The 19,129-nt window shown below is 63.1% G+C and carries 16 protein-coding genes; 15 read left to right on the top strand and 1 reads right to left on the bottom strand.

Annotated elements, in window-relative coordinates; translation table 11 throughout:
* The first annotated feature begins 5 nt into the window (after nt 1-5).
* The 10 genes from BLT40_RS18175 (at nt 6) to BLT40_RS18130 (ending at nt 12,419) form a co-directional block, all read left to right on the top strand.
* A complete protein-coding gene (locus BLT40_RS18175; RefSeq protein WP_036114246.1) occupies nt 6-275 on the top strand; it encodes a BufA1 family periplasmic bufferin-type metallophore in 270 nt (89 codons plus the stop codon).
* Nucleotides 276-282: 7 nt separating this feature from the next.
* Nucleotides 283-1,119 carry an MNIO family bufferin maturase gene (locus BLT40_RS18170; RefSeq protein WP_079522015.1) on the top strand — a complete coding sequence of 279 codons (837 nt, stop codon included), beginning with the start codon at nt 283-285 and terminating at the stop codon, nt 1,117-1,119.
* Nucleotides 1,116-1,847 carry an HvfC/BufC N-terminal domain-containing protein gene (locus BLT40_RS18165; protein ID WP_079522014.1) on the top strand — a complete coding sequence of 244 codons (732 nt, stop codon included), beginning with the start codon at nt 1,116-1,118 and terminating at the stop codon, nt 1,845-1,847. The genes BLT40_RS18170 and BLT40_RS18165 overlap by 4 nt, the downstream gene beginning before the upstream one ends.
* A 14-nt stretch (nt 1,848-1,861) precedes the next feature.
* Complete coding sequence (locus BLT40_RS18160) at nt 1,862-2,326, top strand: DoxX family protein (protein ID WP_079522013.1); 465 nt, start codon at nt 1,862-1,864, stop codon at nt 2,324-2,326.
* A gap of 91 nt (nt 2,327-2,417) precedes the next feature.
* Nucleotides 2,418-2,687, top strand: a complete 270-nt coding sequence (locus tag BLT40_RS18155) for a BufA2 family periplasmic bufferin-type metallophore (RefSeq protein ID WP_090355780.1) — start codon at nt 2,418-2,420, stop codon at nt 2,685-2,687.
* Nucleotides 2,688-2,737: 50 nt separating this feature from the next.
* Nucleotides 2,738-3,571, top strand: a complete 834-nt coding sequence (locus tag BLT40_RS18150; RefSeq protein WP_090355540.1) for an MNIO family bufferin maturase — start codon at nt 2,738-2,740, stop codon at nt 3,569-3,571.
* Nucleotides 3,568-4,317 (top strand): HvfC/BufC N-terminal domain-containing protein, encoded by a 750-nt coding sequence (locus BLT40_RS18145; protein ID WP_090355536.1) that lies wholly within the window; start codon nt 3,568-3,570, stop codon nt 4,315-4,317. The genes BLT40_RS18150 and BLT40_RS18145 overlap by 4 nt, the downstream gene beginning before the upstream one ends.
* Before the next feature lie 594 nt (nt 4,318-4,911).
* Nucleotides 4,912-8,094: a TonB-dependent receptor gene (locus tag BLT40_RS18140; protein WP_090355534.1), complete on the top strand. Its 3,183-nt coding sequence runs from the start codon at nt 4,912-4,914 to the stop codon at nt 8,092-8,094.
* An 84-nt stretch (nt 8,095-8,178) separates the two neighbouring features.
* The gene (locus tag BLT40_RS18135; protein ID WP_090355529.1) at nt 8,179-10,557 is read left to right on the top strand and encodes a GH92 family glycosyl hydrolase; all 2,379 of its coding nucleotides are present in this window, start codon (nt 8,179-8,181) and stop codon (nt 10,555-10,557) included.
* Complete coding sequence (locus BLT40_RS18130; RefSeq protein ID WP_176809214.1) at nt 10,557-12,419, top strand: glycoside hydrolase family 2 protein; 1,863 nt, start codon at nt 10,557-10,559, stop codon at nt 12,417-12,419. Before BLT40_RS18135 ends, BLT40_RS18130 begins: the two co-directional genes overlap by 1 nt.
* Before the next feature lie 55 nt (nt 12,420-12,474).
* On the opposite strand, the gene BLT40_RS18125 is transcribed toward BLT40_RS18130, so the two are convergent.
* A complete protein-coding gene (locus tag BLT40_RS18125) occupies nt 12,475-13,416 on the bottom strand; it encodes a hypothetical protein (protein WP_143025912.1) in 942 nt (313 codons plus the stop codon).
* 937 nt (nt 13,417-14,353) lie between these two features.
* Here BLT40_RS18125 and BLT40_RS18120 point away from each other — a divergent pair.
* The 5 genes from BLT40_RS18120 to BLT40_RS18100 all read left to right on the top strand — a co-directional run bounded on the left by BLT40_RS18120 (nt 14,354) and on the right by BLT40_RS18100 (nt 19,129).
* Nucleotides 14,354-15,079 (top strand): GntR family transcriptional regulator, encoded by a 726-nt coding sequence (locus tag BLT40_RS18120; protein WP_079522006.1) that lies wholly within the window; start codon nt 14,354-14,356, stop codon nt 15,077-15,079.
* A complete protein-coding gene (locus tag BLT40_RS18115; RefSeq protein ID WP_090355522.1) occupies nt 15,076-15,864 on the top strand; it encodes an SDR family oxidoreductase in 789 nt (262 codons plus the stop codon). Before BLT40_RS18120 ends, BLT40_RS18115 begins: the two co-directional genes overlap by 4 nt.
* A gap of 33 nt (nt 15,865-15,897) precedes the next feature.
* On the top strand, nt 15,898-16,830 hold the full coding sequence (locus BLT40_RS18110; protein ID WP_090355518.1) for a 3,5-dioxohexanoate:acetyl-CoA acetone transferase: 933 nt from the start codon (nt 15,898-15,900) through the stop codon (nt 16,828-16,830).
* 18 nt (nt 16,831-16,848) lie between these two features.
* A complete protein-coding gene (locus BLT40_RS18105) occupies nt 16,849-17,727 on the top strand; it encodes an SMP-30/gluconolactonase/LRE family protein (protein ID WP_036114277.1) in 879 nt (292 codons plus the stop codon).
* Nucleotides 17,728-17,800: 73 nt separating this feature from the next.
* Nucleotides 17,801-19,129 (top strand): MFS transporter, encoded by a 1,329-nt coding sequence (locus BLT40_RS18100; RefSeq protein ID WP_090355515.1) that lies wholly within the window; start codon nt 17,801-17,803, stop codon nt 19,127-19,129.

The raw sequence follows: 19,129 nt of genomic DNA, 5'->3' as shown, positions 1-19,129 counted from the left end.
CCGCCATGAACCATCGCCACATCGCTTCCCTCGCCCTGACCTTCGCCGCCCTGACCGCCGGTGTCGCTCACGCCGACGCCGCCAAGCCCGCCGTCGAAAAATGCTGGGGTGTCGCCAAGGCCGGCCAGAACGACTGTGCCGCCGGCCCCGGTACGACATGCGCAGGTACCGCCAAGGCGGATTATCAGAAGAACGCGTGGAAGAACGTCCCGGCCGGCACGTGTACCGCCATCAAGACCCCCAAGGGCAACGGCTCCCTGACCAAGGTGGGCTGAGCTCGCCATGACCCTCGCACCCACCGCGGGTATCGGTTTCAAGCCCCAGCACGCTGACGACGTCTTCGCTTGTGCGTCGCCGGCCCTTTGGCTCGAGATCCATCCGGAAAACTACGCGGTGGATGGTGGGCCGCGACTGGCGCTGCTGGATGCGCTCGCGTCGAGGTTCCCGCTGTCGCTACACGGGGTCTCCCTGTCACTGGCCGGGGAGACCCCGCCCGATCCCGTGTGGCTGCGGCGGCTGAGGACCCTCATCGAGCGAACGCAGCCCGTTCTGGTATCGGAGCACCTCGCGTGGTCATCGTGGAACGGGAACTATCTTCCCGACCTGCTTCCCTTCCCCCGGACGCACGAGGCCCTGTCGAGAATCGTCGAGCACGTCGACCGGACGCAGACGGCACTCGGGCGGCGCATCTCGCTTGAAAACCCAGCCCATTACCTCCCGATCGACGGGCATGAGTGGAGCGAGACGGCATTTCTGGCCGAGCTTGCCAGACGCACGGGCTGCGGTCTGTTGCTGGATATCAACAACGTCCACGTCAGCGCCCGAAATCTCGCCGCCGATGCCCACGACTACATCGATGCCTTCCCTCTTTCGTTCGTCACCGAGATCCATCTGGCCGGACACGCATTCGACGAGGGACTCGAAGGCCTCCTGATCGATTCGCACGATGCACCGGTCGCCACCGAGGTGTGGGACCTCTACAGCTACACACTGCAAAAGACAGGGCCGGTGCCGACCCTGATAGAGCGCGATGGCAACGTTCCATCGTTCCCGACGCTGCTGGCCGAGCGCGATATCGCTCAGGCGATTCTTGCCAATGCGCACGGACGAACGCCATGAACTCCGCGTCTTTCCAGCAAACGTTCGCGGAGGCTTTAAGGGCGGATGGCAGCCGCACGGCGTTCTCCGACCATCCTGCGTTCGCCGTGTACCGCAACACGGTGATGCGTGGGTGCATCGATGCCCTCGAAGCCAACTACCCCGCGGTATCGTGTCTCGTGGGGCGCGACTGGTTCCGGTCGGCAGCGGCCATCTTCGCCAGCGAGGAGCCCCCGCGTGACGCACGCCTGGTGGCCTACGGTGAACGCTTTGCCGACTTCCTCGCAAGGTTCGCACCCGCTTCCGAACTGCCTTATCTACCTGACGTCGCGCGCATAGACCGCTTATGGACGGAGAGCTACATCGCGGCGGATGCACCGCACCTCGACCTGGAACCGCTGCGGCAGGCGGACCCCACCGCCATGACGTCATGGCGTCTCACCATCCATCCGGCGACTCGTACCTTTGCCTCCGACCTGCCCGCCTTCTCCATCTGGTCACCCAGCCGGGCCGGCGAGGCGGTGGATGGCGGCCTCGTGTGGGAGCCGGAAGCCGTAATGATTACCCGGCGCAATCACGAGGTGCGCGTCACGCCAGCCAGTCCCGCCGTGTTGTCTCTCGTGCATGCGTGTGAGGCCGGTCTGTCGCTGGCCGATGCGATCCGTACAACCACCGATGCTTACCCCGGCACCCGCATCGACCTGCTCGTCGCCCTCCTCGTCGAGGCGGGTGCCTTCGCCTCACCCTGAAGGATCTGATTCCCATGAACGAACCACGCTTTTTCTCCGGCAATTCCGTGCGCGCACGGTGGAACGCGATCGCCGGAGCGGTCGAATCCCACATCGGCCACAGCTTCCTGGCCTTGGTAGCCCGCGTCTCCATCGCCGCGATCTTCTTCCAGTCCGGACGCACGAAGGTCGAAGGTTTTCTGACCATCACGGAGAGCACGTACGAACTGTTCCGCACGGAATACAAGCTTCCGCTGGTGCCGCCGGAAATTGCGGCGCACATGTCCGCCTACGTCGAAACTTTTGTACCCGTACTCCTGGTGCTGGGCATCATGACGCGCCTCTCCGCCACCGTTCTCCTCGGCATGACGACCATCATCGAGATCTTCGTGTATCCCGACGCATGGCCAACCCATCTGTCCTGGGCGGCCATCCTGCTGCACCTGATCGCACGCGGAGGCGGACGCGTGTCGCTCGATCATGCATTCGGCATTCGCTGAACGCGAAAAGATAGTGCGGGCAGCTGTAACCGAATAGCCATCGGCAACGAATCAATCAATGCCACTTCCGGCACACCTTCTGGAGAACGCCATGAACACCGCCACCCACAGCATCGCCGCGGCTGCCGCCCTCTTCGCCGTCTCCGCCGCCGCCATCAGCGCACAGGCACACGCCGCCGAACAGGCTGCCGGCAAGACCGTCCACTGTTATGGCATCAACAGCTGCAAGGGGACGTCCGATTGCAAGTCGGGCAATCACCAGTGCAAGGGGCAGAACGAATGCAAGGGCCAGGGCTTCAAGGCCGTCTCCGTGCAGGAGTGCAAGGCACAGAACGGCAGCACCACGCCGCCCGCGGCCTGATCGTCGGGCCCGGCCGATATATACGGCCGGGCCACCTTGAAGGACTGTCGATGCAACCGACCACACCTCCACCGTTTCAGGGTTACGGGCTCGGGCTTCGCGTACCTCACTACGCCGAATTCCTCGCGCGTCAGCAGCCGGTGGATTTCGTCGAAGTCATCTCGGAAAACTTCATGGTCGAAGGCGGCCGGCCCCTGGATACGCTTGCACGCATCCGTGACCGCTACGACGTCGCGCTTCACGGTGTCTCGATGAACCTGGGCTCGGACGACGGTGTCGACCTCGACTACCTCAGGCGCCTACGCGCGCTGGCCGACACCATCGAGCCCCTGTGGCTATCCGATCACGTGTCCTGGACCGGTGTCGGCGGCATCAACTCCCACGACCTGCTCCCTCTTCCCTATACGGTCGAAGCGCTCGATGTCCTCGCCAGAAACGTGCTCGATGCGCAGGACGCCCTCGGACGCGCACTCGTGCTCGAGAACCCGTCGACCTATCTGTCGTTTTCCGACAACACCATGGATGAACCGGGCTTCCTGAAGGCACTGTGCGAACGCACGGGATGCTTTCTTCTTCTCGACGTCAACAACATCGTCGTCAGCGCGACAAATCATGGACTCGATACCGAGGCATGGGTCGAGCGCTTGCCCCTGGACCGTGTGCGCCAGATCCATCTGGCAGGTCACAGCCTTGGCGTAGACATGCTCGTCGACACGCATGACGCCCCGGTGCCCGACACCGTCTGGGATTTGTACCGGCGATTCCTCCCGCGCCTCGGCGAGGTCGCCGTCATGATTGAGCGTGATGACCACATTCCGCCATTGCCCGAGTTGCTGTCGGAACTCGACCGGGCGCGACAACCGGCGATCGTCGCGACGCCATGAGTCTGGGCGACCTCCAGCGCCGCCTGCTCACGGCGGTCATGACCGGACGCCCGGTGCCTGAGCTGTCGGCGGCCGGCCAGCGCGTGTATGCAAATAACGTGCGCGGTCAGCTGCTGGCCGCGTTGCGCGATACCTACGAGAAATGCGCGGCGTGGCTGGGCGACGACGTCTTCGATGTGCATGCCGGGGCCTATATCGAAGTACACGGTTCAACGTCCTGGTCACTGGATCATTACGGCAGCGAGTTTCCGGACTATCTTGCGCGAGCCTTCCCGGAAAGGCTCGAACTGGGTGAACTGGCGTGGCTAGAATGGGCACTTCGCGCCGCATTTTCCGGAAGAAACGCTTCAGGCCTCGCGCTCGAGGAACTGCACGTGAGGGATTGGGATGGCGTCCAGTTCTCGTTCGTTCCTACCCTCATGTACCGACAGCTGCACACGAACGCACCCGCTCTCTGGGCCGGCATCGCGACCGGCCAGGGAACACATACACGCACAGCCGACGGCGCGACCGATAACGGTCACGGCGTCCGCGTCTGGCGGCATGAGCTGACCCCACGCTTCGTCTCCATGACGCGTGCGGAACACGCGTGCCTCGACCTCCTGGTAGCGGGCGCAACGTTTGGCGAAGTCTGCGAGTGGCTGTCCTCGACGGCGCGTGAGAAAGACGTCGCCTCGGCGGCGGGATCGCTGCTTCGCGCCTGGGCGACCGACGGGTTGATTACCGGTGTGCGGGAAACCGGCTGACCCCTCGTCCATTTTCGAGTCCGAGTTTTTGCAGCGCAGCGTGACACAAACGCGCAATAACGGCTTAATTCTCCACAGGGGATTTAGATCGATCTAAGTGTGTGATCCACGTCACGTCGCTCAAGCGATGACATGGACGACTCGGATCATGGGGTGGGGACGGCCTGGGGATGACGCATAAAGCGTGGCTTCCTACAACGCTGCTTCCTGTCGTGCCTTGGGTGGGGATTTGGGAAGCTGTCGCATGAACGCACGAAACGATCGTATCGCCGTGAAACGAGCCTGCGCGAGGAGTGCTGCCTGTTGCCCACGGTGAGGGATGCTGACCGTTACACGGGTCGCGCGCAGGCGCGCTCCTACGACTCCGTGTTGGAAAACGGTGGTTGCGCAGGCGGGCATCCGCTTTAACCCATAGAAAACCGCAGAGAGACCATCACCGACAAGCGGGGGCTTGTCGGGCGTGGAATTTTGGATCGATGTAACTGGTTCCAGCAGGAGGCCGCGTGCAGAACTAGACCGGGTATCTGCAGTGATGAAACGGGGATCAACGCGCCGTCTCAACGTGCGCGCACATTACTGAGGGAAGTAATCGCAATGACTTATCTGCCACACATGCTCAAGCGCAAGCCGCTCTGCGCCGCACTCGCCGTAGCCACCCTGTCCTTCGCGGGCCTGATCGCCGTTCCGGCGACCGCCTTCGCGCAGGCCGCCGCACCCGTCGCGACGAGCTCTGACGCCACGGCGCAGACCACCGATGGTGCCAAAGCGAAACAGGACGAAAAGATCCGGAAAACCGACAAGGCCAAGGACGACAGCACGACCAACCTCGACGCCGTCGTGGTCACGACGTATGCCCAGTCCATCGACCAGAACGTCCAGGACAAGCGCGAAGCCAATTCCATCGTCGAAGTGATCAACGCGCAGAACATCGCGCAGTTTCCGGCCAAGAATATCGCCGACGCGCTCGCCCACGTCCCTGGCGTCGTCATCAGCCGCGAGTCCGGCGAAGGCAAGACGGTCAGTATCCGCGGCCTCGCGCCCGAACTGACCCTCACCGAACTGAACGGCAACTACGTGGCCTCGGCCGATACCTCCGCCGGTCTGACGCGCTCGTTCAACTACACCCTGATGCCCGCCAACATGTTCTCGGACATCAAGCTCTACAAGAGCCTCGAGGCGCGCCTCGATGAAGGCGGTATCGGCGGCAACGTCGACCTGCGCACCCGCCGCCCACTGGAAATGAAGGCCAACGACGGCTTCGTCTCCGCGAACATGGCCGGCTCGGACAACAGCAGCAAGATCAAGCCCCAGGTTTCCGCGCTCTGGTCCTGGAAGAACAAGGACGAGACCTTCGGTTTCCTCGTCGCCGGTTCCGAACAGAAGCGTCGTGACATCAACTACACCGCCAACGCCAACAGCTGGCACTGGTGGGGCAATGACTGCACCGACCACGCCACCTGTACCGCGCCGCCGACGGACATACACGGCAAGCCGTACGGCGGCGACGTCGCGCCCAATATCGACCTCTGGTCCGGTGGTGGCGTCGTCGATCAGGGCGGCAATACCTATAACGGTTACTGGATGCCGCAGCAGTTCTCGACCAGCCGGAACCAGCTTGACCTGAAGACCAAGGGCGCCCAGGCGACCATGCAATTCAAGCCGAGCGATCATTTCCTGCTGACGGGTAACTACTTCCGTTTTCAGCGTGAGCAGACCCAGATCACCAACACGCTGGAAGTGCCCGAGTGGGGCCTGCCGGGCAACAGCAACTACGCCGACCAGCAGGGCCGCCTGCTCGCGAACAACGGCTTGTCTTTCGATCCGTCGCACACCGTCGTGACGGGTGCCAACTACGTGCTGCCGCCCGCTGGCACGGGCTGTAACGCCACGGTCAACCCGAGCACGGGTGCGGTACGCCAGGCCGTCGACGTGTGCTCCACGGAAATCCCGTGGGTAACCGGCAACTACTCCGTCGAGAAAGCCACCTCGCAGACCCTCAACCTCGAAGGCGAGTGGGACAACGGCGGCGCGCTCAGCGGTACCTTCAACGTCGGCCGCACGTGGGCCAAGGGCGGCCCGTCGGTCGAACTGGGCATGGCCGCCAAGCCGCGTAACTTCGTCAACGGCGCGTGGGTAGACGGCAGCAACGGTGCCGCATGGACCCTTGATGGCAAGCCCACCCTCACCGCGGCTCCGGGTGTGCTGCAGGCCATGCAGAACGGCGCGGGCCAGGTCGATCTGGGCTCGACCGGTTCCAACATGGTCAACACCACGACATCGCAGAACTTCGCGCAGGCGGACTTCACCTGGGCGTTCGACGACAGCTGGATGCAGTCGCTGCAGTTCGGCGTGAAATACCGCGACAACAAGGCCGAGCAGCAGAGCAACGAGGTGCGCTGGTACTGCAAGGGCACCGAGTCGCAGTTCCAGACCTGTGACCCGAACGCCGGCCAGCTGCCCGCGGGCTTCCTGCAGGCCAACAGCCTGGACGGCAGCAGCGAGGTCTACAACGACAATACATTCCCGGCGATCAACTTCCCGGCGTACTACAACTACCTCAACTCCACGTACGACCGGGTGCTGTACAACCATCCCGAGAACAAGTCGTCGATCCAGGAGAAGATCGCCGCGGCGTACGTCCAGGCCAACTTCGACACGGGTACGATTCGCGGCAACGTCGGCCTGCGTTTCGTCAGCACCAAGCAGGACCTGACAGTCGCGGATCAGATCACGACCAACAACGCGGTGTACTACCACGATCCGGCGGGCAACATCCTTATCTGCCCGGCATCGGGTGTGAATGCCGGCGGCGGCGCCTGCGCGGCAGGTGACTTCCAGTACCTGCCCCGTGAAGTCGCGGTCATCCAGAACTACACCAACGCCACGACGTCCAAGCGTTACAACAAGCTATTGCCGAGCTTCAACATCGCGTGGAACGTGACGGACGACTTCCTGGTTCGCGCGGCCGGCTCGCAGGCACTCGCCCGTGCCAACTACACCGATCTGGCGCAGCTGGGCAGCCTGACCAACAACACCCAGGAGTACTACAACGACCGCAAGCAGTTCGGTGCCCCCCTGCCCGGCTGGTACGGCAGCGGCGCCAACGCCGATCTGAAGCCGTTCACGGCGACGCAGTTCGACCTGGCCGGCGAGTGGTACTACGCCGAGCATTCGGTGCTCGGCCTGGATCTCTTCCAGAAGAAGGTGAAGAACTTCGTCGTGCCCGTGACCGTGAACAACCTCACGGTGAACGTCGGCGGCACGGAAGAGAACTTCCTGCAGTACAGCACCAACGCCAACGGCCGTTCGGGTACGTCGAAGGGTATCGAGCTCTACACCCAGCACACCTGGGACTCGGGCTTCGGCTACATCGGCAACTACACGCTCAACAAGACGAACGAAACGGCCGTGACGCTGGGCGATACCGCGGTGGGCAAGGCCGAGCTGATCGGCAGCGCCAAGTACGCCGCCAACGTCTCGGTGTTCTACGAAAAGAACGGCCTGCTGCTGCGCGCCAGCGACAACTGGACGGGCCGCACCATGCAGGGTCTGGCGTCGGGCCTCCCGATCTACTCGCAGCCGTACCACCAGATCGATCTGAACGGTGACTACGAGTTCAACAAGCACGTCATGGTGACCGCCTCGGTGATCAACCTGAACAAGGCGACGCCTCACCAGTACCTCGGTGGCGACACCCGGGCACGCCTCGTCTCGCTCGAGTACGCCGGCCGCCAGTACTACGTCGGTGTGACGTACAAGTTCGGCGACGGTACCTGAGTAAAAACAGACGGGGTCAGGCGCATCGCCTGACCCCGTTTCCGTTTCAACGGATGCCTCCCCACTCCGTCGAAGGAAAACACCATGAATTCGCATAAGGCACGCCTTCCCGGCCGTGCTCTCACCGTCGCGCTGTCGCTGCTGCTGTTCGGCACCATCGGCGACGGGCGAGCCAGAGAGAAGACAGCCGCCGCGCCGCCCGGATCGTCGCTCGATCTGGCGAACCCGCTGGTCGGCACCGCTTCGCTGGATCGCAAGGAACTGATCGGCAATGCCCCGCCCCCGGGCGAGCCGCTCTACACCGGCATGACCACGCCCGGCGCCAGCCTGCCGCAAAGCGCGACCGAAGCGGCGCCGGTCAACATCAACGCCGACCTCAGCTTCCCCACGGGCGTGCCCGTCGCCTATGACTACCGACGTCCCGCCATGATCGGTTTCACCGGCGGCGGATCGACCTATGGCGCACGTGGCGCACCCATGGTCATGCCGGTCGTCGGCGACTGGACCGTGCCGCCCGACTACGCCACGTCGTACTACGACAAGGCCACCGAGAAAGCATCGCCAGGCTACTACGCCGTCGATCTCGCCACGTTCCACACGAAGGTGGAGCTGACGGCGTCGCAGTGGACCAGCCTGATGCGTTTCACCTTCCCGGAAAGCCATCGTTCGAACGTGGTGATCAACCTGCGCCGGGACGGCGGCGACGTGGAAGTGGTCAACGACCGCACGATTCGCGGTGTCGCCACCGCGGGGCGTCGCGACCACGACGCGGATGGTCCCTATTTTGTCGCGGAGTTCTCCCGGCCTTTCGCCAGCTTCGGCACGTTTCACGCGAACCTGAGCGATAAGGGCGAAGGTCTGGGTGGCGAAGATGTACAGGCCGGACGACGCAACGTGTCGGGTAGCTACGCGGGTGGCTATGTCACCTTCGACACGAAGGCGGGCGATCAGGTGGTCGTACGCATCGCTCACGGACACAGCGCCGAAGAAGCGGATCAGCGACTGCATGCGCAGGACAGCGATACGGACTTCGACCGCGTACACGCCAGCGCACGCGTGGCCTGGGCAAAGCTGTTCGATCGCGTGGAAGTGAGTGGCGGCACCCCGAAGCAGCGCACACTGTTCTATTCGACGCTCTACCACTCGTTCGCCAGCCCGCGCATGATCGCCCGCAAGGGTGAGCACTACACGGACGCCGCGGGCAAGGATCAGGTGGCGGCATACGATCATTACGGACCGGTGCCCTTCTGGGACACCGGCCGGAACCAGATCACGCTGCTGATGCTGCTCGAGCCTGGCGTCGTCCAGGACATCATGCGCTCGGAGCTGGATCGCGCGCACGAACGCGGTTACATGAACACCTCGTTCCACGGCGACCATGCCGTGTTCCTGTACGACGGTGCCATGCAGCGCGGCATTCCGTTCGATTATGCAGCCGCCTACGACGCGTTACGCAAGAACGCCACGGATCCCAGGGGCCCGCGTGGTTATCTCGCGGAATACGACAAGAACGGCTGGATCTCCGACATCGTCCCTGCCGGCAACCCGAGTCCGCCCTACGCTGGCGGGAAGGCCGGCGTGGCCACCACGCTGGAATATGCGTGGGACGACCATGCGCTGGCCGACGTGGCACGACGTCTGGGTAAGAAAGACGATGCCGACCTCTTCGAACGCCGTTCCGCGAACTATCGAAACGTGTTCGATCCGTCGACAGGTTTCTTCCGCGGGCGCACCGACGACGGCAAATGGATCTCGCCGTTCGATCCCGCCGAGCCTTACTACAACTTCATGATGAAGGAAGGTTCGGGCTGGTCGACGCTGTGGCTCGTGCCGCATGACGTGCAGGGACTGATGAACCTGCTGGGCGGCCGAGACGCGTTCAACGCCAGGCTGGATACGTTCTTCTCCACGCCTTACCAGCCCAGAGGCATCTGCCGTGACTGCACCGGAGTGATCGGGCAATACGTGCAGGGTAATCAGCCGGACCAGCAGGCGCCGTATCTGTATGCGTGGAGTGGTCAGCCGTGGAAGACGCAGGCGCTGGTACGTCGCATTCTCGCCGATCTGTACGGCAGCGACGCCTCGGGCTACGGCTACCCGGGGATGGACGATCAGGGATCGACGTCGTCGTGGTACGCCCTGAGCGCGATGGGTTTCTATCCCGTCGACCCGGCGACGCCCGATTACATCATCGGAAGCCCGATCTTCGACCGTATCCGCCTGCGTCTTGGCAACGGCAAGGTGTTTGAGATCGTTGCCCGGAACAACTCGGACCGTAATCCGTACATTCAGTCCGCTACGCTCAACGGGAAGCCGTGGACCAAACCGTGGTTCAGTCATTCCGATATCGCCGAGGGCGCCACACTGGTGCTCACGATGGGTCCCGCACCCAGTAAGACCTGGGGCACCGACCCGAACGACGCGCCGCCCTCCATGTCGGCCGCAAAAAAGGATCCTCAATGATGCGTACGACCCACCTGCGGCACGCCTGCCTCGCCATTGGGATGGCTGCCGCCTTCGCTCCGGTCGCCATGGCGGCGGCTGACACGGCCTCGACCTGGAGTGGCAAGGCCGCCCCGCTCGCCACGCCTTGGACCGGCAAGGTGTCGCCCACCAACGCGCTGCCGGAATACCCGCGGCCACAGCTTGCGCGCCCGTCGCTGGAACACCCGCAGTGGCTGAGCCTCAATGGGCTTTGGCAGTACGCGGCGAGCGACACCGAGGCGAAGCCGACCTTCGGCCAGGCACTGAAAGACAAGGTACTGGTGCCCTACCCGATCGAGTCCGTCCTCTCGGGTGTGCAGAAACATGCCGACTTCATGACCTACCGCCGCACCGTGGACGTCCCCGCCGCCTTCACCGCCCAGGGTCAGCATGTGATGCTGAACTTCGGCGCGGTGGCGCAGGATGCAACGGTCTACGTCAACGGCACGCAGGTCGCAAAGCACACGGGCGGCTATACGTCGTTCGCCACGGATATCACCTCGGCCCTGAAGGCCAAGGGCCCGCAGGAAATCGTCGTCACGGTGCACGCACCGGTCGACGGCGAAGACGTGATGGTCGGCAAGCAGCGCCTCAAGCCTGAAGGCATTTTCTACACGCCGGCCTCGGGCATCTGGCAGTCGGTGTGGATCGAGCCGGTCAGCGCCACCAGTCTGGCGCAGCTGACCTTCACGCCGGCCTCCAGCCTGGACGCCTTCACGGTGACTTCGAAGCTGCAGGGCGACAAGGCGGATGCCACACTGCACGTCACCGCCTACGCGGAGGGCAAGCCCGTCGGTGAGGCGACCGGGCCCGCCAATGCACCGCTTCATCTGGCGATCGCCCATCCGCGGCTATGGAGCCCACAGGACCCGTTCCTGTACACGTTCAAGGCGACGCTCGCCAAAGGTGACCAGCATGACGATGTCACCAGCTACGCGGGTCTGCGCACCATCGGCCTCGCAAACGTCGGTGGCCTCAACCGGATCGTGTTGAACCGCAAGCCGACCTTCCTGCTCGCAACGCTCGACCAGGGCTACTGGCCGGACGGTATCCATACCGCACCCACCGACGCGGCACTGAAGTTCGATATCCAGAAGACGAAGGATCTCGGCTTCAACACCATCCGCAAGCACATCAAGGTCGAGCCGGCGCGCTGGTATTACTGGGCCGATCACATCGGCCTGATGGTGTGGCAGGACATGCCCGCCCTGCCCAACGGCCACAACGAGAAGCTCAGCGATGCCGCCAAGGCCGGCTTCAAGACCGATGTCACGGCCATCGTCGAGCAGCTCAAGGGCGAGACCTCGATCATCGGCTGGATCCCGTTCAACGAAGGCTGGGGCCAGTGGAGCATTCCCGCCGCCGGTGAACTGGCCACGCAGATCAAGCAGCTCGATCCTTCGCGCCTGGTCAATGCGCGCAGCGGCGCGAACTGCTGCGACACCAAGGGCGACCCGCATGCGGGTGACGTTTACGACATCCATGATTATCAGGGTCCCGGCCTGCCGGCTCCGGATGCGACCCGCGCATCGATGGATGGTGAGCATGGCGGCTTGACGCTCGGCGTACCGGGTCACGTGTGGCCGAACACACCGATCAATCCGTACGGCGAGGTGAAGGACAACGCCGCATTGAACGCCGGCTATGTCGCGAACACGGCCGTATTGCGTGACAAGGGCCCGGGCATCGGTGTGTCCGGCTCGGTCTATACGCAGATCACGGACGTCGAAGGCGAGCACAACGGCTTGTACACGTACGATCGGAAAATCGAAAAGGTCGACGAGGCCAAAGTCCGCGCGATCAATGAGGCGACCATCAAGGCGGGCAGCCCGTCCCTCTGAATTTCAACAGTTGTTCCTTTTTCCCAAAGCCCCGGAGCAATCCGGGGCTCTTTTTTTATTTTTCCGCCTCTTCGTCATGTGAGGCCAGTATTCGCCGAAGACGTTCAACATTCTCAGCAGAATCAAGCCCTGAGATCGATTCCACGACCTTCCCGTCACGGAAGACATTGAACGTAGGCGAGGCAGTGAAGTCGACGCCCTTCCAGGCCGCGTTATCAAAAGCGATCATCGCCGGGAACATCGGAAACCGTCGGTTCCACTCGGTCAGAACCTCGCGGTCCAGTTCCGCGCCACTGATCAGCCAGGTAACGTTGGATTTGTTGAACATCCCGGCCAGCTCGGCATCGCGTAGCACTTTCGAGGCCGCATCCTCGGCGAAGTGACACCCAATGACGACGACCACGTACGTGCCCTTTGCCGGTGTGGTCGGCTCAACCAGACTCAGGCCGCCGTCATGCTCGACATATCCCATCGGATGGCCCGGCCCTGGCGCCGTAGTGACTTCAAAATGGCGATAGTCGTAGAAATCATCCTCGGGGTATGCCTGTCTCAGCTGGGCCGATGCGACAAAATCCCTGGCCGTAATCAGAGCTTCGTAGTACGCCTGGACTTCACTTTCGGCTGCAATGTTTCGCCGCCGAAGCTCTTTCAGTACGTCGCGCATGCCATGCAGATACAAACTTCTCGCGTCGTAGTCTCCCGCTTGCGCGAAGAAACTCGAGGTCTTCAGCATGCGGAAGAGCATGCGAAGATCCGCTTCCTGATGTACTTCCAGGCTGGCAATCCACTCCGCCAGCGACCTTTTATAGAGGCGCTTCAGTGCCAACGACTTCTCTTTGGGAGTAATCGCCGAGAGACGGATCGATGAAACCTCGGACCACAGCACATCGCCCGAATGACGCACGCCGCTGAGTACGGGCGACGCGTAAAACGCCAGAAACGAAAGAGCCCAAAGGGCGCCGCTCCGACATGTTCGCGAATCAGGACGGTTTTTCACCTAGTGAGTCCGACAAAGATACGAGCAGACCGCACCTTCGAGCCGCTCGCAAACATGGCTGCTACCGCCCTTGTGTACGAGGCACGCTGCGCCCCCACGGGTAGGTGGAAGTGACCGCCTCAAACGACGCTCGACTCGATTGTCATCCTTGGTTGTTGCACGACGCGTCCGAACGGCTCGTGTCGTCGTCTGCAATCCAAAGAGCGCCAGGATGCTGTAGACCTCCGAAGAGTGCATACCCTCAAGCTCTACGCTCGAATACGAACCCAGTCCTCGCGGGGAGAACATCAGCGATGCGAGAAACGTCTTCATCTTCGCCTCTCCAAGCCGATGAATGGGGGAATTTGGCGTGACGGCCAGATAAGCGTCTAATTGCGCCCGGGTCCGAATAGGAGCACTTATCGCGTCGAGGACCTCTTCAGAAGAGGCTGCTTCGTTCTGTAGTTGATAACTCGAAGCGCACGCATCGAAGCTCAGTGCCAGAGCGAATGCTCCAGCAAGAATAATCATTTTCATGTGAGACCCTGGGAAGAAGGTTGGCTGGTGGCGCACGTACCGAAAGGTTGGTGTTGTGCCCGGGAAATGATCGCTGTATCGACCCTCACCTGGATGTAGGCGAACGACATCAATCCCGACAGGAGATCTCCCTCCGTGCCTCAGCAACCCGTCCTTAAGTGAGCGCGCTGCCAAGGTGCAGCGGCCCTGCGCCGTATCCGAGCAGAAGCGCAGCCCGCCGCCTTCCGTGGTGATGCGCTGGCTCCATCGCCGGGACCACCCGCCAACGTTACCGAATCGATCCAAGCCAGACTGCTCGACCCTTCGCCGGGTTACGTAGCGCCAAACCTCCGTGGTACCGAAAACGCGCATGTTGCGCTGCAGCTTTTCGACGCCCGCTTTTTTGTGATCACATATCAAACATCGCAACGAAGGCCACGTGATGAGCGTCGATCCCAAAGCCCTCCCCACCCTGACTGAAGTCACCCGCTCCACGCTGGTGGATCAGGTCTATCGGCAGCTGCGGGACGCCCTGATGAGCGGCCGCTTCGAGCCCGGCCAGCCATTGACGATCCGAGGTCTGGCCGAGGCGCTGGGCTCCAGCCCGATGCCGGTACGCGAAGCGTTGCACCGGTTGCACGCGGAGCGCGCCTTTGAAGTGACACAGACCGCGCGCATCCGCGTTCCGGTCATGACCGTCGCCCGCCTTCGTGAAATCCGCGATGCCCGCGTCGCCCTCGAAGGCTTGTTGGCGGAGAAAGCCGCGGCCCTGATCGACAAGAACGATCTCGCCGAGATCCGCGCGATCTACAAGCAGATGCAGGCCGCCGTCACGAGCGTGAACGTTCCGGATTACCTCTGGGCCAACTTCGCCTTCCACCGCCGCATCTATGCCGTCGCCCGCACCGAACTGGTGATCGCCGCCGTCGAGACGTTCTGGCTGCACATGGGCCCGTGCTTCGGGCTCGTCGCGCCGGACAAGGCGCATCTGCGCCGCTCGATGGAGGCGCATCGCCGCATCGTCGAGGCACTGGTGGATCGTGATGGCCCCGCCGCGAGGGCCGCCGTGGCCGACGACATCATGCAGGCCGCCGACTCCCTCACGCATTTGCTGGCCGACAGCAGCGGTCGCGCCCCCACACAAAAGAAGAAAGGAACCAAAGCATGACGATTCTCGATCGGATGGTGCCCCAGCCTGGCTTGCGTGTGCTGATCTCGGGCGGCGCGTCCGGCATCGGTGCGGTGTTGGCGGATGCCTATATCGAAGCGGGCGCCACCGTGCACGTGTGCGACGTCAGCGCCAAGGCCGTCGACGCCTTCAACGCGGCGCGTCCCGGTGCGCTCGCCACGCTGGCCGATGTCTCCGATGCCAACCAGGTAGCGAATGTCTTCCGTGTGCAGGAAGAGCGCTTCGGCGGTCTCGACGTCCTGATCAACAACGCGGGTATCGCAGGCCCCACCGGCGGCATCGACGCTATCTCGCCTGACGCGTGGAAGGCCACCGTCGATATCAACCTCAATGCGCAGTACCGCTTTGCCCACCACGCCGTGCCTCTGCTCAAACAGTCCGACCGCGCGCAGCTCCTATGCATGTCGTCCGTGGCCGGCCGCCTCGGCTATGCGTGGCGCACCCCCTACGCGGCGACCAAATGGGCCGTGATCGGTCTCATGAAATCGCTGGCATCGGAACTCGGTCCTGACGATATCCGCGTCAATGCCCTCCTGCCGGGCATCGTCGAAGGGCCCCGCATGGAAGGCGTGATCCGCGATCGCGCCACGCAGCTGGGCCTGCCGTATCCGGAGATGGAAAAGGAATACCTGAAGAAGATTTCGCTGGGTCGCATGGTCACTGCGGAGGACGTAGCCGCCATGGCGCTGTTCCTCTGCTCGCCCGCCGCGCGCAACGTGACCGGCCAGGCCATCAGCGTCGACGGCAACGTCGAATACCTCTGAGCCCCCTTCCCCCTTTCGTTCCGGAGTTTCCCCATGGCCAAGGCCAAGCCCGTCATCATCACCTGCGCCGTCACCGGTGCGATCCACACGCCGTCGATGTCGCCCCATCTGCCGATCACGCCCGATGAAATCCGTGACGCGGCGCTCGGCGCGGCAGAAGCAGGTGCCGCCATCGTCCACCTGCACGCGCGCAATCCGGAAAACGGCCAGCCCAGCCAGGACGTGAACCTGTTCCGCCAGTTCCTCCCGCAGATCAAGAAGCAGAGCGACGTGGTGATCAATATCACCACCGGTGGTGCGCCCAACATGGGCGTGGAAGAGCGCCTGCAGCCCACCCTGCTGCTGAAGCCCGAGCTGGCATCGCTCAACATGGGTTCGATGAATTTCGGCCTGTACGAAATGCTGCAACGCTTCCAGGATTTCAAATACGACTGGGAGCGCCCGTACCTTGAAGAGAGCGACGACCGCATCTTCCGCAACACGTTTCGCGACATCACCTACATTCTCGAAAGCTGCACGAAGAACGGCACGCGCTTCGAGGTCGAGTGCTACGACATCGGCCACATCTACGCGGCGCAGCACTTCGTGCAGCGTGGTTTGCTCAAAACGCCGGTGTTCCTGCAATCCGTGTTCGGTCTGCGAGGCGGCATCGGCGGCGATCCGGAAGACCTGATGCATATGCGTCGTACGGCAGACCGTCTCCTCGGCAAGGACTATGTCTGGTCGATCCTCGGCGCCGGTCGCAACCAGATTCCGCTGGCGACGATGGGACTGGCGATGGGTTCCAATGCACGCGTCGGCCTCGAAGACTCGCTGTGGGACGGCCCCGGCCAGCTCGCCGCGAGCAACGTTCACCAGGTCCGCCGCATCCGCACCGTGATCGAAGCACTGGGCCACCGCGTGGCGACACCTGACGAAGCGCGCGAGATCCTGCAGCTCAAGGGCCGCAACCAGGTCGATTTCTAAGCATCCCGGGAGAGCGTCATGAAGATCGAAGTACTCGTCGACATCAAGACCACCCTGGGTGAAGGCCCGCAGTGGGACGTCGAGCAGCAGCGGCTGTACTGGGTGGACAGCATGGACGGCCGTATCCTGCGTTGCACCGCGGAAGGCAGCGAACTACGCGGCTGGGAAGTCGGCCAGAAGATCGGTTCCATGGCGCTGCGGAAACATGGCGACCATGCGCTGGTCGCCATGGAGAACGGCATCCACGACCTCGATCTGGGCAACGGCGACCTGCAACTCATCGTCGATCCCGAGCCGGGCATGACTACCAACCGGCTCAACGACGGCAAGGTCGATCGCCACGGGCGCTTTCTGGTCGGCTCCATGGACATGCAGGAAGAAAAGGGCTCGGGAAAACTGTTTCGTCTCGACCCCGACTTATCTTTGCACGTCCTCGAGGAAGACATCATCTGCTCCAACGGTCCGTGCTGGAGCCCCGACGGCAAGACCTTCTACTTCGCCGATACGTGGACAGGCGAGATCTGGGCGTACGACTACGACAACGCCAGCGGCAAGGTGAGCAACCGTCGCACGTTCGCCCGGGTCGATACGTCGGGCGGCGGCGCCGCGGACGGTGCCACGGTGGACGCTGAAGGCTGCGTCTGGCAGGCGCTGGTGTACGACAGCAAGCTGATTCGCTACACGCCCGATGGCGAGGTGGACCGCGTGATCGAGATGCCGGTGCGCAAGGTCACCAGCGTGGCGTTCGGCGGCCCGGACATGGACGTGTTGTATGTCACCTCGATGGGCAAGCCGCCCTTGCCGAGGTTCCCCGGCGACGGCCAGCAGCGCGGATCGCTGTTCGCCATCACCGGTCTGGGTATACGAGGCGTGCCGGAGCGCCGCTTCGCCTCCTGAGCCTCGCGCACGGGATTTCCACAGGATCCGATCCATCTCACTAACGGTGCCGTGACGCGCCGGGGGGAGTGTCATGTTCAAAAAAACCGAAGCACCGTTGAAGAATATCCATCGCTTCTCGTGGGTCTCCCTGCTGGTCTGTTGGTTGATCTGGGTCCTGAATGCCTATGACCGGGAAATCATCCTTCGACTTGGCCCTACCATCTCCAAGGAGTTCAACCTCAGCCCCGATCAGTGGGGTACCGTGGTCACGGTGGTCATGCTGGCTCTGGCTCTGCTGGATATCCCCGGCTCGATCATGAGCGACCGCTATGGCGCCGGCTGGAAGCGTGCACGCTTTCAGGTGCCGCTGGTCCTCGGTTACACCTTCATCTCGTTCCTTTCGGGTTTCCAGGCACTGACCGGCAAGCTCTGGTCGTTCGTCGCGCTGCGCGTCGGCGTGAACCTCGGCGCGGGCTGGGGCGAACCGGTCGGCGTCAGCAACACGGCAGAATGGTGGCCGGTACAGCGCCGCGGCTTCGCCCTCGGCGCGCACCACACGGGCTACCCCGTCGGGGCGATGCTCAGCGGCCTGATCGCCAGCTTCGTCATCAGCACGTTCGGCGAGGGCCACTGGCGCTATGTGTTCTTTCTCGCCCTGATCGTCGCCATTCCGCTGATGATCTTCTGGGCTCGCTATTCGACCGCCGCACGCGTCGACACGCTGTACGCCGATATCGCAGAGAAGGGTATGACGCCCCCGGATCTGGGTGATGGCGTGAAGGTCGCCAAGGGCGAAACCTGGAAGACTTTTGTCGCCACGCTGACCAACCGCAACATCGCGCTCACCGCGGGCAACACGATGCTCACGCAGGTGGTCTACATGGGCGTGAACGTGGTGCTGCCGGCGTACCTGTACAACATCTCCGGCCTGTCGCTGGCGGAGTCCGCGGGCATGAGCGTGGTCTTCACCATCACCGGCATTCTCGGTCAGCTGATCTGGCCCAGCCTGTCGGACATCATCGGCCGGAAAATCACGCTGGTGATCTGCGGCGCGTGGATGGCCGCGTCGGTAGCGGCGTTCTACTTCGCCCAGAACATGGCGATGCTGATCACGACGCAGTTGCTGTTCGGCCTTGTGGCCAACGCGGTGTGGCCGATCTACTACGCCGTAGCGTCCGACTCGGCCGAGCCGCGCGCTACGTCGACGGCCAACGGCATCATCACCACCGCGATGTTCATCGGCGGCGGTATCGCACCGGTACTGATGGGCGGACTCATCTCCATGGGCGGCGGCTGGAAGAACCTCAGCGGGTACATCGTCTGCTTCTTCGTGATGGCCGGATGCGCGCTCGCCGGTGTGCTGCTGCAGCTGTTTACGCGATACGGCAGTCAGCACCACACTCCGCAGGCGGCCGCCTGA

This window comes from Dyella sp. 333MFSha, from assembly GCF_900102405.1.
Lineage (GTDB): Bacteria > Pseudomonadota > Gammaproteobacteria > Xanthomonadales > Rhodanobacteraceae > Luteibacter > Luteibacter mycovicinus.
This window is presented reverse-complemented; position numbering and strand designations above follow the sequence as displayed.

What these genes read in the sequence shown, in the direction of transcription:
- BLT40_RS18175 (WP_036114246.1), top strand. Translation starts at nt 6, where the DNA reads ATGAACCATCGCCACATCGCTTCCCTCGCCCTGACCTTCGCCGCCCTG.
- BLT40_RS18170 (WP_079522015.1), top strand. Translation starts at nt 283, where the DNA reads ATGACCCTCGCACCCACCGCGGGTATCGGTTTCAAGCCCCAGCACGCT.
- BLT40_RS18165 (WP_079522014.1), top strand. Translation starts at nt 1,116, where the DNA reads ATGAACTCCGCGTCTTTCCAGCAAACGTTCGCGGAGGCTTTAAGGGCG.
- BLT40_RS18160 (WP_079522013.1), top strand. Translation starts at nt 1,862, where the DNA reads ATGAACGAACCACGCTTTTTCTCCGGCAATTCCGTGCGCGCACGGTGG.
- BLT40_RS18155 (WP_090355780.1), top strand. Translation starts at nt 2,418, where the DNA reads ATGAACACCGCCACCCACAGCATCGCCGCGGCTGCCGCCCTCTTCGCC.
- BLT40_RS18150 (WP_090355540.1), top strand. Translation starts at nt 2,738, where the DNA reads ATGCAACCGACCACACCTCCACCGTTTCAGGGTTACGGGCTCGGGCTT.
- BLT40_RS18145 (WP_090355536.1), top strand. Translation starts at nt 3,568, where the DNA reads ATGAGTCTGGGCGACCTCCAGCGCCGCCTGCTCACGGCGGTCATGACC.
- BLT40_RS18140 (WP_090355534.1), top strand. Translation starts at nt 4,912, where the DNA reads ATGACTTATCTGCCACACATGCTCAAGCGCAAGCCGCTCTGCGCCGCA.
- BLT40_RS18135 (WP_090355529.1), top strand. Translation starts at nt 8,179, where the DNA reads ATGAATTCGCATAAGGCACGCCTTCCCGGCCGTGCTCTCACCGTCGCG.
- BLT40_RS18130 (WP_176809214.1), top strand. Translation starts at nt 10,557, where the DNA reads ATGCGTACGACCCACCTGCGGCACGCCTGCCTCGCCATTGGGATGGCT.
- BLT40_RS18120 (WP_079522006.1), top strand. Translation starts at nt 14,354, where the DNA reads ATGAGCGTCGATCCCAAAGCCCTCCCCACCCTGACTGAAGTCACCCGC.
- BLT40_RS18115 (WP_090355522.1), top strand. Translation starts at nt 15,076, where the DNA reads ATGACGATTCTCGATCGGATGGTGCCCCAGCCTGGCTTGCGTGTGCTG.
- BLT40_RS18110 (WP_090355518.1), top strand. Translation starts at nt 15,898, where the DNA reads ATGGCCAAGGCCAAGCCCGTCATCATCACCTGCGCCGTCACCGGTGCG.
- BLT40_RS18105 (WP_036114277.1), top strand. Translation starts at nt 16,849, where the DNA reads ATGAAGATCGAAGTACTCGTCGACATCAAGACCACCCTGGGTGAAGGC.
- BLT40_RS18100 (WP_090355515.1), top strand. Translation starts at nt 17,801, where the DNA reads ATGTTCAAAAAAACCGAAGCACCGTTGAAGAATATCCATCGCTTCTCG.